The organism is Streptomyces sp. SID14478 (genome assembly GCF_010548525.1).
Classification (GTDB): domain Bacteria; phylum Actinomycetota; class Actinomycetes; order Streptomycetales; family Streptomycetaceae; genus Streptomyces.
Genome location: NZ_JAAGMG010000074.1, coordinates 1 through 14,008 on the forward strand (window position 1 = coordinate 1; position 14,008 = coordinate 14,008).

15 protein-coding genes are annotated in these 14,008 nt (G+C 71.3%); 9 read left to right on the plus strand and 6 right to left on the minus strand.

The window, feature by feature from the left end; translation table 11 throughout:
• Together G3I40_RS02585 and G3I40_RS02590 are read left to right on the plus strand one after the other, a co-directional pair.
• The coding region (locus G3I40_RS02585) for a peptidase C39 family protein (RefSeq protein ID WP_164300506.1) at nucleotides 1-1,298 on the plus strand (1,298 nt) is incomplete at its 5' end.
• Between the two features lie 96 nt (nucleotides 1,299-1,394).
• Nucleotides 1,395-1,880, plus strand: coding sequence for a hypothetical protein (locus G3I40_RS02590; protein WP_164300507.1), 486 nt, complete (start codon nucleotides 1,395-1,397; stop codon nucleotides 1,878-1,880).
• Here G3I40_RS02590 and G3I40_RS02595 read toward each other — a convergent pair.
• Nucleotides 1,870-3,363 carry a M1 family metallopeptidase gene (locus G3I40_RS02595; RefSeq protein ID WP_164300508.1) on the minus strand — a complete coding sequence of 498 codons (1,494 nt, stop codon included), beginning with the start codon at nucleotides 3,361-3,363 and terminating at the stop codon, nucleotides 1,870-1,872. The two genes, G3I40_RS02590 and G3I40_RS02595, sit on opposite strands and share 11 nt — an antisense overlap.
• A gap of 193 nt (nucleotides 3,364-3,556) precedes the next feature.
• Here G3I40_RS02595 and G3I40_RS02600 point away from each other — a divergent pair, with 193 nt between their 5' ends.
• Nucleotides 3,557-3,712, plus strand: a complete 156-nt coding sequence (locus G3I40_RS02600) for an SCO1431 family membrane protein (RefSeq protein WP_164300509.1) — start codon at nucleotides 3,557-3,559, stop codon at nucleotides 3,710-3,712.
• Here the strand turns inward: G3I40_RS02600 and G3I40_RS02605 are convergent.
• From G3I40_RS02605 to G3I40_RS02615, 3 genes are read right to left on the minus strand one after another with little or no spacing between them, the layout of a single operon-like run.
• Complete coding sequence (locus G3I40_RS02605; protein ID WP_164300510.1) at nucleotides 3,690-4,601, minus strand: hypothetical protein; 912 nt, start codon at nucleotides 4,599-4,601, stop codon at nucleotides 3,690-3,692. The two genes, G3I40_RS02600 and G3I40_RS02605, sit on opposite strands and share 23 nt — an antisense overlap.
• Complete coding sequence (locus tag G3I40_RS02610) at nucleotides 4,598-5,527, minus strand: DUF6114 domain-containing protein (RefSeq protein ID WP_203643280.1); 930 nt, start codon at nucleotides 5,525-5,527, stop codon at nucleotides 4,598-4,600. The genes G3I40_RS02605 and G3I40_RS02610 overlap by 4 nt, the downstream gene beginning before the upstream one ends.
• Nucleotides 5,524-6,117, minus strand: coding sequence for a DUF6230 family protein (locus G3I40_RS02615; RefSeq protein WP_164300511.1), 594 nt, complete (start codon nucleotides 6,115-6,117; stop codon nucleotides 5,524-5,526). The genes G3I40_RS02610 and G3I40_RS02615 overlap by 4 nt, the downstream gene beginning before the upstream one ends.
• A 116-nt stretch (nucleotides 6,118-6,233) precedes the next feature.
• Between G3I40_RS02615 and G3I40_RS02620 the strand changes: the two genes are divergently transcribed.
• A complete protein-coding gene (locus G3I40_RS02620) occupies nucleotides 6,234-6,863 on the plus strand; it encodes a TetR/AcrR family transcriptional regulator (protein ID WP_164300512.1) in 630 nt (209 codons plus the stop codon).
• Between the two features lie 63 nt (nucleotides 6,864-6,926).
• On the opposite strand, the gene G3I40_RS02625 is transcribed toward G3I40_RS02620, so the two are convergent.
• A complete protein-coding gene (locus G3I40_RS02625) occupies nucleotides 6,927-8,168 on the minus strand; it encodes a glycoside hydrolase family 18 protein (protein ID WP_164300513.1) in 1,242 nt (413 codons plus the stop codon).
• A 376-nt stretch (nucleotides 8,169-8,544) separates the two neighbouring features.
• On the opposite strand from G3I40_RS02625, the gene G3I40_RS02630 reads away from it, so the two are divergent.
• From G3I40_RS02630 to G3I40_RS02640, 3 genes are all read left to right on the plus strand, one after another.
• Entirely contained in the window at nucleotides 8,545-9,708 is a 1,164-nt protein-coding gene (locus G3I40_RS02630) for an acyl-CoA dehydrogenase family protein (RefSeq protein ID WP_164300514.1), read from the plus strand.
• Nucleotides 9,709-10,196: 488 nt separating this feature from the next.
• The gene (locus tag G3I40_RS02635; RefSeq protein WP_164300515.1) at nucleotides 10,197-11,342 is read left to right on the plus strand and encodes a hypothetical protein; all 1,146 of its coding nucleotides are present in this window, start codon (nucleotides 10,197-10,199) and stop codon (nucleotides 11,340-11,342) included.
• 27 nt (nucleotides 11,343-11,369) lie between these two features.
• A complete protein-coding gene (locus G3I40_RS02640) occupies nucleotides 11,370-12,473 on the plus strand; it encodes a phosphotransferase family protein (RefSeq protein ID WP_164300516.1) in 1,104 nt (367 codons plus the stop codon).
• Nucleotide 12,474: 1 nt separating this feature from the next.
• On the opposite strand, the gene G3I40_RS02645 is transcribed toward G3I40_RS02640, so the two are convergent.
• On the minus strand, nucleotides 12,475-12,909 hold the full coding sequence (locus G3I40_RS02645; protein WP_164300517.1) for a hypothetical protein: 435 nt from the start codon (nucleotides 12,907-12,909) through the stop codon (nucleotides 12,475-12,477).
• A gap of 258 nt (nucleotides 12,910-13,167) precedes the next feature.
• Here G3I40_RS02645 and G3I40_RS02650 point away from each other — a divergent pair, with 258 nt between their 5' ends.
• On the plus strand, nucleotides 13,168-13,608 hold the full coding sequence (locus G3I40_RS02650; protein ID WP_164300518.1) for an Lrp/AsnC family transcriptional regulator: 441 nt from the start codon (nucleotides 13,168-13,170) through the stop codon (nucleotides 13,606-13,608).
• A 64-nt stretch (nucleotides 13,609-13,672) separates the two neighbouring features.
• On the plus strand, nucleotides 13,673-14,008 hold a 336-nt coding region (locus tag G3I40_RS02655; RefSeq protein ID WP_164300519.1), incomplete at its 3' end, for an amidohydrolase family protein.

The following is a 14,008-nucleotide window of genomic DNA, read 5'->3' on the forward strand; positions in this document are numbered from 1 at the left end:
CCGCGCAGGCCGCCCCGGCCGCCGGGACGACCGCAGCCGCACGCAAGAAAGCCCCGGCCCGCCTCGTGGACAACCGCACCTGGACGACGTACACCGACTGGCGCTCCGGCACCGGCAAGGGGACGCGCGTGAGCGCGGGCGCCCGCCCCGGCATCACGCTCGCCAAGGCCGCCGGCACGACGACGTACACCGACCCGCACCTGAACCGGACGGCGCAGTGGGAGTACGCGCAGTGGACGTCGCCGGTCCACAAGCTGACGGTCCCCGCCACGGAGGTCATCGCCTCGTGGAACGCGCACACCCCGGCCGGCACCTGGATCCAGATCGAACTCCGCGGCACCTACACCGACGGGACGGCGACGCCCTGGTACGTGATGGGGCGCTGGACGGCCGGTGACGACAAGGACGTCGACATCCGCCGCACGTCCGTGGACGACCAGAGCGACGGCAGGTCGAGCATCTGGACGGACACGTTCTCCATCGACGACGCGGCCTCGGGGCTGCGGCTCGTCTCGTACGCCCTGCGCCTGACGCTGCTGCGCGCTCCCGGGTCGAAGGCCGCCCCGACGGTGTGGCGCCTGGGCGCGATGGGCTCGGACGTCCCGGACCGCTTCACGGTCCCAGCGTCCACGCCCGGCCTCGCGAAGGAACTGATCGTCCCGCGCTACTCGCAGAACGTCCACGCCGGCCAGTACCCCGAGTACGACAACGGCGGCGAGGCCTGGTGCAGCCCCACCTCCTCACAGATGATCATCGAGTACTGGGGACGCAAACCGACCGCCGCGCAACTGGCCTGGGTCGACCCGTCCTACGCGGACCCGCAGGTCTGCCACGCCGCGCGGTTCACGTACGACTACCAGTACGAGGGCTGCGGCAACTGGCCCTTCAACGCGGCGTACGCGGCGACGTACAAGGACCTCCAGGGCGTGGTCACCCGGCTGTCCTCCCTCACCGACCTGGAGACGCTGATCGCGGCCGGCATCCCGGCCATAACGTCCCAGTCGTTCCTCAAGGAGGAGCTGACCGGCGCGGGGTACGGCACCTCCGGCCACCTCATGACGGTCATCGGCTTCACCGCCGACGGGGACGTCATCGCCAACGACCCGGCCTCCCCGGACGACCCGGCGGTCCGCCGCGTCTACAAGAGGGCGGAGTGGGAGACGATCTGGCTCAGGACGAAGCGCTACAACGCCACGGGCAGCGTCGTCTCCGGCACCGGAGGCGTCTGCTACCTGTACTTCCCGGCCCACCCGAGCGCGCGGCAGCGCAAGGCGCTGGCGGCAGTGGGCGTGCGCTGACCCGGTGAGGCCGACCGGCGCGGCCGGCGGGGCGATGAGTCCCGCCGGCCCAGCCGGTCTCTCCTTTTGCGGAACGTCCCGCAGAAGGAGGCCGCCATGCGGCAGCACGACAGCAACCACCCGGCGCTGCGCACGCTCGACCCGCTCGTCGGCCGCTGGGTCCAGTGGGTGCCCGACGACGGCGTGCCCGGCGGCCGCATCGGGCCGTTCCCGACCTCGTACGCGTGGACGCCCGACGGCGGCTTCCTCGTGCAGCGCACCGAGCTCGCGCCCGACGCCGCGCTGCCCGAGCCGTGGCGCGAGCACCACCCCTTCCCGACCGTCGCGTACATCGGCTACGACGACCGTGACGCGCGCTTCACGATGCTGTACGCGGACGGGCGCGGCGTCTCGCGTGTCTACGGCCTGTCCCTGATCGACGGCGAGCTGCGCACCTGGCGTGCGGCGCCCGGATTCCACCAGCGCTCCTGCGTCCGGTTCGACGCCCGTGGCGAGACGCTCAGCGGCGTCTGCGAGATGTCGAAGGACGGAGAGGCGTGGCACGAGGACTTCAAGGTGGTGTACGAGCGCGTCAGCCGGTGACGACCGGGGCCACCACCCAGTCCGGGTGCCCGGGCATCGGCGGTGTCCTGTCCCCGTACAGCCACGGACGCAGGAAGCCCGACAGGTCCTGGCCCGCGGTCCGGGACGCCAGCGCGATGTAGTCGGCCGTCGACGCGGTCCTTCCGCGGTACCGGGTGACCCAGGCCCGCTCGATCCTGCCGAACGTGTCGGCGCCGACCTGCTCGCGCAGCGCGTACAGGACGAGGGCGGAACCGTCGTAGCGCATGCGCTTGAAGAGGTTCGGCTCGGTGGGTTCGGCGGGGGCGCCGTAGTCGTGGCGCCACTGGTCGTGGCTCTCGTACGCCGTCTTCATCGCGGCCTCGAAGCTGTCGCCTCCGTGTTCCTCGGAGTACAGGCGCTCGTAGAAGCGGGCGTGCCCCTCGCTGAGCCACAGGTCGGACCAGGTCGCGAGGGCGACGCTGTCGCCGAACCACTGGTGGGTCAGCTCGTGGAGCATGTTGCGCTCGGCGTCGACCTGCGTGCCGAGCAGATCGGCCTTCGGCACGAGTGAGAGCGTCTGTGTCTCCAGGGCCACGGCGAGGTCGGTGTCGCCGACGAGGATGCCGTACCGGTCGAAGGGGTACGGGCCCAACTTGGCGCGCAGCCATGCCAGGTGAGCAGGCGTCAGATCGCGGTACTGCTGGGTCGGCGCCACCAGGGCATCGGGCACGACGTCGCGCAGCGGCAGTCCGCCCGGCCCCTTGCCGTCGATCGACCGGAACTTCCCGATGGCCAGTTGGACCAGCTGCGTCGCCACCGGCTGCTCGGAGTCGTACGTCCAGCGGACGCGGCCGTCGGGTCGGGGCGACGTGTCGACGAGCCTGCCATTGGCGACCGCCGTCAGGTCGGCGGGCGTGGTGATCCGGAAGGTGATCGGCGCCCGCCGGCTCGGGTGGTCGTCGGCAGGGAAGACCATCTTGGCGCCGTTGGGCTGCGGGTACAGGACCGTGCCGTCGGGCGTCGGTATCCAGCCGTAGTCCTCGATGGCGTCGTCGCGGTGGCGCGTCTGCGTCGGATCGGCCGTGTAGTCGACCTTCACCGTGAAGGAACTTCCCTTTGGTATGGGGGAGTTCGGGGTGATGACCAGTTCGTCGCCGTCGCGTCGCGTCTGCGCCGGGCGCCCGTTCACCGTCACCGAGTGCAGGTCGTTGCCCGCGAAGTCCAGGTCGAAGCGGGACAGCGCCTGCGTCGCCCGCGCGTCGATGGTCGTCGACGCGGCGAACGGGGTCCGCGGCGCCTGCCAGTCGAAGTCCAGGGTGTAGTGGCGGACCGTGTAGCCGCCGTTCCCGTCGAGCGGGAACATCGGGTCGCCGAGCCCCGCGGCGCCCGGCGTGGGCTGCTGTCCGCCGTCCGGGGAGGCTGCCTGCGAGACGGCCGTGGGGCCGATCAGTGCGATGCCGACGGTGATCGCCGCGGCGAGCGTGCGACGGGATCTGCGGCGGGGCGTCCGGTTTGTGCTCATCGTGAGTCGTGAACCTTCCGGTCGGACGGAACGCGTCGCAGTGTGGGACGCACGGCACTGCGGCCCGGTTGTGCGTGACCAAGGTCTCGGTCGCGAAGGGGCCTCGCGATGGCAAGGTGGAGAGGGCGCCGGAGGGGACCCGGGGCGCCATCGGGGGAGTCAAGGACACGACGACGAACCGAGCGAGACACCCATGACCGCAAGCTCTGCCACCGCATCCGCCCCCACCGGCTCGCGCACCCGCACCGGCGGCCCCGACGAGGGCGGTCCGAAGATCCTCGAACACGTCCTGGGCTGGACCTTCGTCGTGGTGCTCGCGATGTTCGTCACGCAGATCGGCTGGATGTGACCTGAGCCACCACGGCGGGCCCGGCGTCCGGCTCCACCCGCCAGTGCCGGTCCGGTACGCCGACGAGCCCGTACAGCCGGCGCACCGGTGAGCGGCGCCACAGCAGCACCGCGCCGGCGAGCACCGCGAACAGCGGCAGCCCCAGCCACCCGCCGAGCAGCCGCACCAGCACGCTCGCGAGGACGGCCCCCGCGAACGGCAGCCCGTACACACCGGCCGCCGCGATCCCGACGGCGACCACCCGCGGCACCTTCCGGTCCCGGTCGGCGCCCGGCAGTGTCCAGCCCTCCACGAGCCAGCCGATCTCCGTGAGGAGCATCGCGCCGATCACCACCGCGCCGAACAGGAACAGGGCGAGGAACGTGCCGGACGTCAGGAAGCCCAGTACGTGGTTGACGACGCTGTCGTGCGCCCAGCGCGCGTAGTCGTCGGCCCCCGGCGACAGGAACCGCTCGTACCCGCGCCCGTCCCAGCCGTGCACCAGCGTCCCGAACAGCAGGAAGTACCCGCCCACGCACTGCAGGTACGCCCAGTATCCGGCGCCCACCAGCACCAGGGCCTGCGCCGCGAGGAACCCGAGGACCGCGGCGACCGGGATCCCGCCCGCGTAGAAGAGGACGAACCCGGCCCACACGCCCCGGTGTCCGGCGGCGACGTGCATGGTCGCCCACGACGGGTTCTGCCACAGCAGGAAGAGCCCCGTCGGCACCATCAGCACCGCCGCGAACAGGATCGTGAGCGTCAGATACGGATTGGCGGCGCGGCTGCGGGTGCGCGGTCCCTCGCCCGCGTTGATCCGCTCCCACAGCTGGAGTTGACGCCCCGCGGAGAGCGCGAACGTGGCGCCCGCCCCGTACGCCCAGAACAGCGCGGCCTGGATCTCGATCATGGTGTCGCCCCTAGCGTGAGCCCGCCCGCGACGATGGAGTCCGAGGTGACCAGGGCCTGTTCGGCGGCCACGTCCGTCATGAAGACGAACGGCGGGACGAGCGGTGGCACCGGCAGCCGGTCCGGCGTGAACGTGAGGCACACCAGGCCCTCCAGGCATCCGCTGAACCGCGTCAGGTACAGGGTCACCCGGCCGCTGAGGTCCAACGTGTCGGCGCCCAGCGCCAGTTCGCGGCTGCCGTCCCGGGTGCGCAGCCGGTAGTCGGTGAGCGAGGCGGCGTCCATGCGGAGCACCATCACCTTCAACGGGCCGTCGGTGGTGGGCAGTTCGCGTACTCCGGCGAGCAGGAAGCCCTGCGGGGCGAACAGGCTCGTGGTCACGGTCGGCGGGACGCGGGCCGCGATGACGTCACCGCCGGCGGCCGTGGACGCCGCCCGGGCCGGGCTCCCGTGCAGTGAGGCGCTCACGATCACCACCGGCAGCAGTACGGCCAGCGTCCGCGTCCCTTGGTGATCGCGTACGCGCGTCCGGCCGCGGCCGCTCTCCACGGGGGACCAGCCGAACCCCATGGCGCTGCCCGCGATCCCGAGCACCATGCCGAGCAGGAATCCGCCCAGATTCGTCGCCGCGAACGAAAGCACCGACAAAATGAGGGCGTTGAGGCTGACGTAGTGGCGGGTGTGCGGCAGGAACCACAGGAACAGCCCGGCCACGATCAGCGCGAGCCCGATCCCGATCGCGGCGATCCCGCCCAGCCCCAGACTGACCAGCACGGTCAGCGGCGACAGCGGCACGAGCAGCAGTTCGGCGCCGCCGAGGACCAATAGCAGTCCGGCCCAGAACGGCCGGGTCCGCCGCCAGCGGCGCAGGGTGCGGCGGGCCTCGGGCAGGGGCAGTCGCTCGTCGAGCCGGCCCCTGCGGATCAGAAACACTTCTTGCCGCCGAGGCTGACGTCGACCTTCATCCCTTTGAGGCGGAAGTTGCCGCCGGTCGCCGACCAGGCGTGCGAGCGCACCTTCGACACCTCGATGTCCCCGGCCTGCAGCCCGAACTTCCCCTTCTCGCCGTGGACCGCGGGCACCGCGTCGAGCGTCGAGGCGTCCCGCCCGATCTGTGCGGTGCCGAACCGGGCGTCGCCCACCAGGTCCTCGCCGTCGATCACGAGGCTGCTGGCCGTGACGTCCCCGGCGGCGCCGCCCGCCGTCAGCTTGAACACCACGGTACCCACCGGGGTCTTGACCTCGGCCGACTGGCAGATGTCGGAGAGCGTCGCGTCCCCGATGCCGAGCAGTGCGACGGGATGGCCGCGCCCGTCGGCGGACCGGTCCGTCTGGACGTACGAGGACAGGCCCTTGCTGCGGAGATTGCCGGACGAGACCTGGAAACTGGTGCCGGAGACGGCGAAGGAGGCGGCCAGTACGCCCTGCGCCATCACGGACGTCATCACGCCGACGGCGAGGACCGCCGGCAGGGCGACCACGGCCGTCTTCCTCCAGTTGGTTCTGCCTTCGCTCATGTCGTCCTCCCGTACGTCGTCCACGTGCGTGGGGCAGGGAAGTGCGCAGGGCAAAGAGGTGCCCAGGAAGGTGCCATACTGCGGAATCCGCAGGGAGTTGGAGACTAGGGCCGGAATTGAATAATAGTCAACAGCGGGCGCGCGGCACCGACCGATCCGTCGCCCGGCGCGCCGAACTCATCGCCATCGGACGGAAGTTGTTCGCCGACACGTCCTACGACGCACTGTCCATGGACGACATCGCCCAGCACGCGGGCGTCGCCAAAGGGCTGATCTACTACTACTTCAAGTCCAAGCGCGGCTACTACCTCGCGATCATCGAGGAGTCCGTCGGCGACCTCGTCGAGCGGGCGAGCAGCGCCGGGGAGCTGGCGCCCGTCGACCGCGTGCACCGCACCATCGACGGCTACCTGCGCTACGCGGAGCACCACCAGGCCGCGTACCGCGCGATCATCACCGGTGGCGTCGGCTTCGACGCCGAGGTGCAGGCCATACGGGACGGGGTGCGCACCGCGATGATCGCGGCCATCGCCCAGGGCGCTTACGGGAAGCAGGAGTTGCCGGACCTGGTCCGACTGGCGCTGCTCGGGTGGCTGTGCAGCGTCGAGGGCGTGACACTGGACTGGATCGGCCGCCAGGCGCTCGAACGGGACACGGTGCGCGCCCTGTTGGTCCGCACGCTCGGCGAGACCCTGCGCGTCATCGAGGAGTTCGAGCCGTCGTACCCGGCTCCGCCGCGCCCGTGAACGAAGGCGAGGGGCGGGGCCCGGAGTGATCCGGGTCCCGCCCCAAGTCGCTTACGTGCAGGCCTAGTCGACGGCCTTGATCAGCTCGCCGTTCGTCGTGTCACCCGACAGCTCCCACAGGAAGGTGCCGCCGAGGCCCTGCTGGTTCTTGTAGTCCATCTTGCCCGCGATGGTCGACGGGGTGTCGTAGCTCCACCAGTTGTTGCCGCAGTACGCATAGGCGGTACCGGCGACCGTGCCCGTCGCGGGGCACTTGGTCTTGAGCTCCTTGTAGTCGTCGATGCCCTGCTCGTACTTGCCGGCCGCCGGGCCGGTGGCCGTGCCGCCGGGAGCTGCCTGGGTGACGCCGGTCCAGCCGCGCCCGTAGAAGCCGATGCCGAGCAGCAGCTTCGAGGCGGGCACGCCCGCACCCTTGAGCTTGGCGATGGTGGCGTCCGTGTTGTAGCCCGCCTTCGGTATCCCGTCGTACGAGGTCAGCGGCGAGTGCGGGGCGGTCGGCCCCTGCGCGTCCCAGGCGCCGAAGTAGTCGTACGTCATCGGGTTGTACCAGTCGACGTACTGGGCCGCGCCCGCGTAGTCGGTGGCGTCCAGCTTGCCGCCGTCGGAGGCGTCGGCCGGGATGGCGGAGGTGAGCAGCGCACCGGCGCCGAACTTCGCCCGCAGCGCCGCCATCAGGTTCTTGTACGCGTCGGGCCCGCTGGTGTCGCAGGTCAGACCGCAGGCGTTGGGGTACTCCCAGTCGATGTCGATGCCGTCGAAGACGCCGGCCCACTTGGAGTTCTCGACCAGGTCGTAGCAGGACTGGGCGAACGCGGCCGGGTCCTTGGCCGCCTCGGTGAACCCGCCGGACCAGGTCCAGCCGCCGAACGACCAGAGGATCTTGAGGTTCGGGTGCAGCTTCTTCAGCTTCAGCAGCTGGTTGAAATTGCCGCGCAGCGGCTGGTCCCAGGTGTCGGCGACGCCGTCCACGGCCTGGTCGGCGGTGTACGCCTTGTCGGTCGCGGCGTACGAGTCGCCCATCGTGCACTTGCCGCCCTGGACGTTGCCGAAGGCGTAGTTGATGTGCGTGAGCTTGTCGGCGGAGCCGGACGTCTCGACGTTCTTGACGTGGTAGTTCCGGTCGTAGACACCCCACTCGGTGAAGTATCCGACGACCTTCGAGCCGGCCGCGGCCCTGGTCGGTTCGGGGGCCGTCTGCGCGGTGGCGGTGCCCGCGGAGGCGAGCAGTCCGGCGCCGAGGACGGCGCAACACGCGGCGGCGGCGAGCGCCTTGAAGCGCGCGCGGGGGAGGTGCGGTCTGAGCATCGTGTCTCCTCGTGGGGGAGGGAAACAAGGGGGGGAATGGTGCTGTGGACCTGCGTGAGCCCGTCGTCGCGCGTCCGGACGAAGGTGACATGAACGCGGTAAGACGTGGAACGGAAGACTAGGAGGACTAGACCAGTGAGGTCAATGGTCCGAACCAATTTCCCTCGGGCGTCACCCCGCTTCGTAAAAGTTGGAGTAAGCGGTCGTTAACTAGTGACACCGGGCCCCGGATCGGGAAGACTCAACACGCCGCAGCCGCTGATCAGCAGCTTCCGAGACCCGGAGGGGCAGCATCGGCTCGGTAGTGACCGATCGGCGGCGGCGCCCCACCCCGCGCGCGCCGCCGCAGCGCCCGCCCAGGGAGGAGAGCGTCGCCATGCCGGAGCCAGGAGTCGAGCGTCAACTGCCGACGGACGAAGCTCAGGACCTGATGCAACTGGTCCGTGACATCGCGCAGCGGGAGATCGCCCCGCACGCGTCCGAGGACGAAGAGGCGGGCCGCTTCCCCCGCGAGGCGTTCGCCCTGCTGTCCTCGTCCGGACTGCTCGGGCTGCCGTACGACGCGGAGTTCGGCGGCGGCGACCAGCCGTACGAGGTCTACCTCCAGGTCCTGGAGGAGCTCGCGGCCGCACGCCTGACCGTGGGACTCGGCGTCAGCGTGCACTCGCTGGCCTGCCACGCGCTGGCCAACTTCGGCACGAAGCAGCAGCGCTCCGAGCACCTGCCCGACATGCTCGGCGGCGGTCTGCTCGGCGCGTACTGCCTGTCCGAGCCCTCGTCGGGATCGGACGCGGCGTCCCTGCGGACGAAGGCGGTGCGGGACGGCGACGCGTGGGTGCTCACCGGGACCAAGGCGTGGATCACGCACGGCGGCGTCGCCGACTTCTACACGGTCCTGGCCCGCAGTGGGGGCGAGGGCGCGCACGGCATCACGGCGTTCCTGGTCCCCGGCGACGCCGAGGGGCTGAGCGCCGCCGCGCCGGAGAAGAAGATGGGCATGAAGGGCTCCCCGACCGCTCAGGTCCACTTCGACGGGGTGCGGGTGAGCGACGCGCGCCGCATCGGGGACGAGGGGCAGGGCTTCCAGATCGCGCTGTCCGCACTCGACTCGGGGCGGCTCGGCATCGCGGCCTGCGCGATCGGCGTGGCCCAGGCGGCGCTGGACGAGGCGGTGGCGTACGCCAAGGGGCGCGCCCAGTTCGGACGGCCCATCGCCGACTTCCAGGGCCTGCGGTTCATGTTGGCGGACATGGCGACGCAGGTCGAGGCGGGTCGTGCCCTGTACCTGTCGGCGGCCCGGCTGCGGGACGCGGGCCGGCCGTTCTCCCGGCAGGCGGCCATGGCGAAGCTGCTGTGCACGGACGCCGCGATGAAGGTGACGACGGACGCGGTGCAGGTGTTCGGCGGCTACGGATACACCGCCGACTTCCCCGTCGAGCGCTTCATGCGCGAGGCAAAGGTGCTGCAGATCGTCGAGGGGACCAATCAGATCCAGCGCATGGTCATCGCCCGCCACCTCGTGGGTCCGGAGTCGCGCTGAACTGCCCCGTCCGCACGGTGGGCGCCACGAGCTGCGCCCACTCCGGGTCGTGGCGCCCCGGCAGGGTCCTGCCGCGGTCGGCCCAGGACATGAGGAGTGCCTGGTAGATGGGCGGGTCCTGAGGGTGGACGTATGCCTGCTGCGTCTGATGCGACGCATGTGACGCCTGTGGCGCATGCGTCTGAGGGGCGGCACGGTGCTGCTGGTGAACCGATTCTGCGGGAACGGGCACGAGGACGCGCCTGCGTCGGCCGGTGGGCGCAGGGGTGGCTGTCGGCGTCGGGGTCATGCCAGGTCAACGTGTGGGGGACGAGACAGGTCACCGATGGACGCAATCGAGCGTCAGTTCGCGACATAACCGTGCGCGTCGCCCTGCCGGGTCGAACATCTGGTCACCGTGCGCTACCTGACGTACCGTCAACTCCGCCGCCGGGCAGGCCGTACCCCTCCGGGCGACGTCAACTGCCGTGTGTTCAGGGAGGTTTGCCATGGCCGAGGACGACCGCCCCATCGCGTTCGACGAGTACCCGGTCCACCAGGTGCCGCTGTCGATGAAGCACGTCGCCACCGGCGACCGCAACGCCTACGACCGCTGCATCTTCCATCTCGTCGACCCGACCGGCGAGTTCCTGCTCATCCTCGGGCTCGGCGTCTACCCGAACCTCGGCGTGATCGACGCCTACGCCACCCTGCGCGTCGGCGACACCCTGCACGCCGCCCGCGCCTCGGACGCCCTCACCGACGAGAACCGCACGCGCATGGAGGTCGGCCCGCTGCGGATCCACGTCGAGCGCCCGCTGAACGAGTTCGTGCTGAGCTGCGCGGCCGATCCGGACGACCCCGACGGCCTCTCCTACGAGATCGGGTGGAGCGCGGACTTCCCGGCTCTGTGGGAACCGCACCACACCCAGCGCCGTGGCTCCCGGCTCATCCTGGAGGGCAAGCGCTTCGTGCAGGCGGGGCGGTGCGAGGGCCGGCTGCGGATCGGCGGACGCGAGATCGAGGTGCGCGGCTGGACCGGGACCCGCGACCGCAGCTGGGGAGTGCGGCCCGTGCCCGGCGAGGAGGGCGGCCGGCTCGCGCAGGAGCATCCCACCGAGGGCTTCCACTGGATCTGGGCGCCGGTCAGGTTCGACGACCGCTTCCTCATGGTCGTCCTGCAGGAGGACGCGGACGGCTACCGCTCCCTGAACGACGCGACGCTGGTGCGCGACGGGCATCGCGACCGCCAACTGGGCTGGCCCCAGGCCGACATCACCTATCACCCCGGTACCCGCCGGCCCCGCGACGCGGTCATCCACCTGACCGACCCGGTCGAGCGCAAGCCGCTCGAACTCGGCGTCGAGATCCTCGCCTCCTCGCCGCTCGCGGTCGGCGCGGGTTACCCGCCGGCCGACGACTGGCAGCACGGGACCTGGCAGGGCCACGGCTGGACCGATCGCCGCGCCTACGACCTCGCCGACCCCTCGGCCCACCCCCTGGCCGCCTACGGGGTGATCGACCACGCCGCCCGCTTCACCCTCGACGGGCAGGTCGGTCACGGCATCTTCGAGCACGGCAGCTTCGGCCGTCACGACCCGAGCGGCTTCACCGGCTTCTCCGACGTCGCGGGACCGACGCCCGAGCGCTCGTAATCACCCGTACGGAAAGGGAGTTCGGCCATGGCGACAGCACCGCGCCCCCGCACGTCCACTCGCGAGCCCGAGGAGATCGCCCGCCGGCTCACCGCCTGGCTGGGACACCGGCTGCCCGGCGCGAAGGCGGTGAACGTCACCGTCCCCGAGTCCAACGGCATGTCGAGCGAGACCCTGCTGTTCGACATCGAGCACCCGCAACCACCGGTCAGGGCCTGCGCGTTGAGGCTGGCGGCGGACCCGTCCGCGTACACGATCTTCCCGGTGTACGACATGCCGAAGCAGTACCGCACGATGCGGCTCGCCGCCGAGCGCACCGGGCTGCCGGTGCCGCGCGTGCTGTGGCTGGAACAGGACGCGGGACCGCTCGGCGCGCCGTTCTTCGTGATGGAGCGGGTCGCCGGCCGGGTGCCGCCCGACGTCATGCCGTACACCTACGAGGGGAACTGGCTGCACGCCGCCACAGACACGCAGCGCGCGGAACTGGAGGACGCCAGCCTCTCGCTGCTGGCAAGGCTGCACGACGGCGTGCCCGCGGCCGAGGCGGACTTCCTCGCGCTGCCGGGCGAAGGCAGTCCGCTTCGCCGGCACGTCGAGGCCCAACGCGCTTACTACGCCTGGGTGGTGGACGGCCTGCCGCGCTCACCGCTCATCGAGAGCGCCTTCGAACGGCTGGAGTCGCTGTGGCCGCGCGACGAGGGCGACGCGGTCCTCAACTGGGGCGACGCCCGCATCGGCAACATCATCTACGACGGCTTCGCCCCGGCCGCGGTCCTCGACTGGGAGATGGCGGCGCTCGCCCCGCGCGAGGTGGACCTCGGCTGGACGATCTATCTGCACCGGTTCTTCCAGGACCTGACGGAGACCTTCGGCCAGCCCGGCCTGCCCGGCTTCCTGCGCCGCGACCGGGTGGAGGCGCGCTACGCCGAACTCACCGGCCACACACCGCGCGACATGGACTTCCACACCCTGTACGCGGCCCTGCGGCACGCCGTGGTGATGCTCCGCGTCGCCTACCGCCAGGTCCACTTCGGCGAGGCCGCCGTGCCCGCGGACCCGGACACGCTGATCCTGCACCACGACAGCCTGCGGGCCATGGTGCAGGGCAGCTACTGGGACGGCCTGCGGTAGCTCAGGCGGCGCGCTGCCGCGGCACCCGCAGGGGGCGCGAGCCGGGGCCGCCCACGTGCGAGAACGGCTGGGTGCGCCAGTCGAGTCCCTGAGGGAGCGTCAACAGTAGGGCGGTGTCCTGCTCCTGAGTGCCCGTCAGCTCGTCCGCGGGGCGCGCCTCGGCGGCCGCGCGCCCGGTGCCCGCACAGACGGTGAGTCCGAACGGGTTCCAGGGCGTGGGGCACAGCGCGTGCTCGGGCAGGACGTCCTCGTCCGCCAGGAGCGCGATGGGCTGCGCACAGTCCGGGCAGATCACCCGGTACATCTCGAAGGTGTCGTACGCGTCGCTCTCGTCCCCGTCGAAGGCGTCGGGTTCGACGCCCTCCGGCTGGGGCTCCACGACGGACTGCTGGCGACTTCGCGTCGCGGGGCGTCCAGGACGCTTCACGTTCTGCATGGGAATCTCCCCCTCGGGTGGGCCGACCAGGAGCCGCGGCCTCGACCACAGCAAGCACTTCCCGCCCCGCTCGCGGGGTAATCGCTTCCTGCCCACGGACACGGCCCAAGGGGTGTGGCCTTCGTCACATGCCGATTGCAGGTGCCCAGGAAGAGGTAGGCGAAAGGGCCGCCCCGGACCGCCGTACGCGGACCCGGGGCCCTCGACCGGCGTCGCTCAGGTATCCGGCGCGATCACGGGCCCTGTAGGTTCTGGCGCATGGAGGAGCTCGACCGACAGATCGTGCAGCTGCTCGTCAGGGACGGGCGGATGAGCTACACCGACCTGGGCAAGGCCACGGGCCTGTCCACGTCGGCGGTGCACCAGCGGGTGCGCCGCCTGGAGCAGCGCGGTGTGATCCGCGGCTACGCCGCGGTCGTCGACCCCGAAGCCGTCGGGCTGCCGCTCACCGCGTTCATCTCGGTGAAGCCGTTCGACCCGAGCGCGCCCGACGACATCGCGGAGCGCCTCGCGGGCGTACCCGAGATCGAGGCGTGCCACAGCGTGGCCGGCGACGAGAACTACATCCTGAAGGTGCGGGTCGACTCACCGCACGAGCTGGAGAACCTGCTGGCGCGGGTGCGGTCCCTGGCGGGCGTCTCGACGCGGACCACGGTCGTCCTGTCGACGCCCTACGAGGCGCGGCCGCCGCGGATCTGAGGACGACCCGACAAAAGGGACCCCGGCGACACCGCCGGCCGCCCGGCGCGGGAGACTGTCCCCCATGAGCACGCCCCCCAGCACCCGCACCGTCCTCCTGCGACGCGGCGAGGTGCACAGCCCCGCCGACCCCTTCGCCACCGCCATGGTCGTGGAGGCCGGACACGTCGCCTGGGTCGGCTCGGAAGGCGCGGCGGACGCGTTCGCGGACGGCGTGGACGAGGTCGTCGACCTCGACGGCGCGCTGGTCACCCCGGCGTTCACCGACGCCCACGTCCACACCACGTCGACCGGCCTGGCCCTCACCGGCCTCGACCTCACGGCCGCACGCTCGCGCGCCGAAGCCCTCGCCCTCGTCCGCGCCCACGCCGCGGCCCGCCCCGCCGACCGGGTCCTGCTC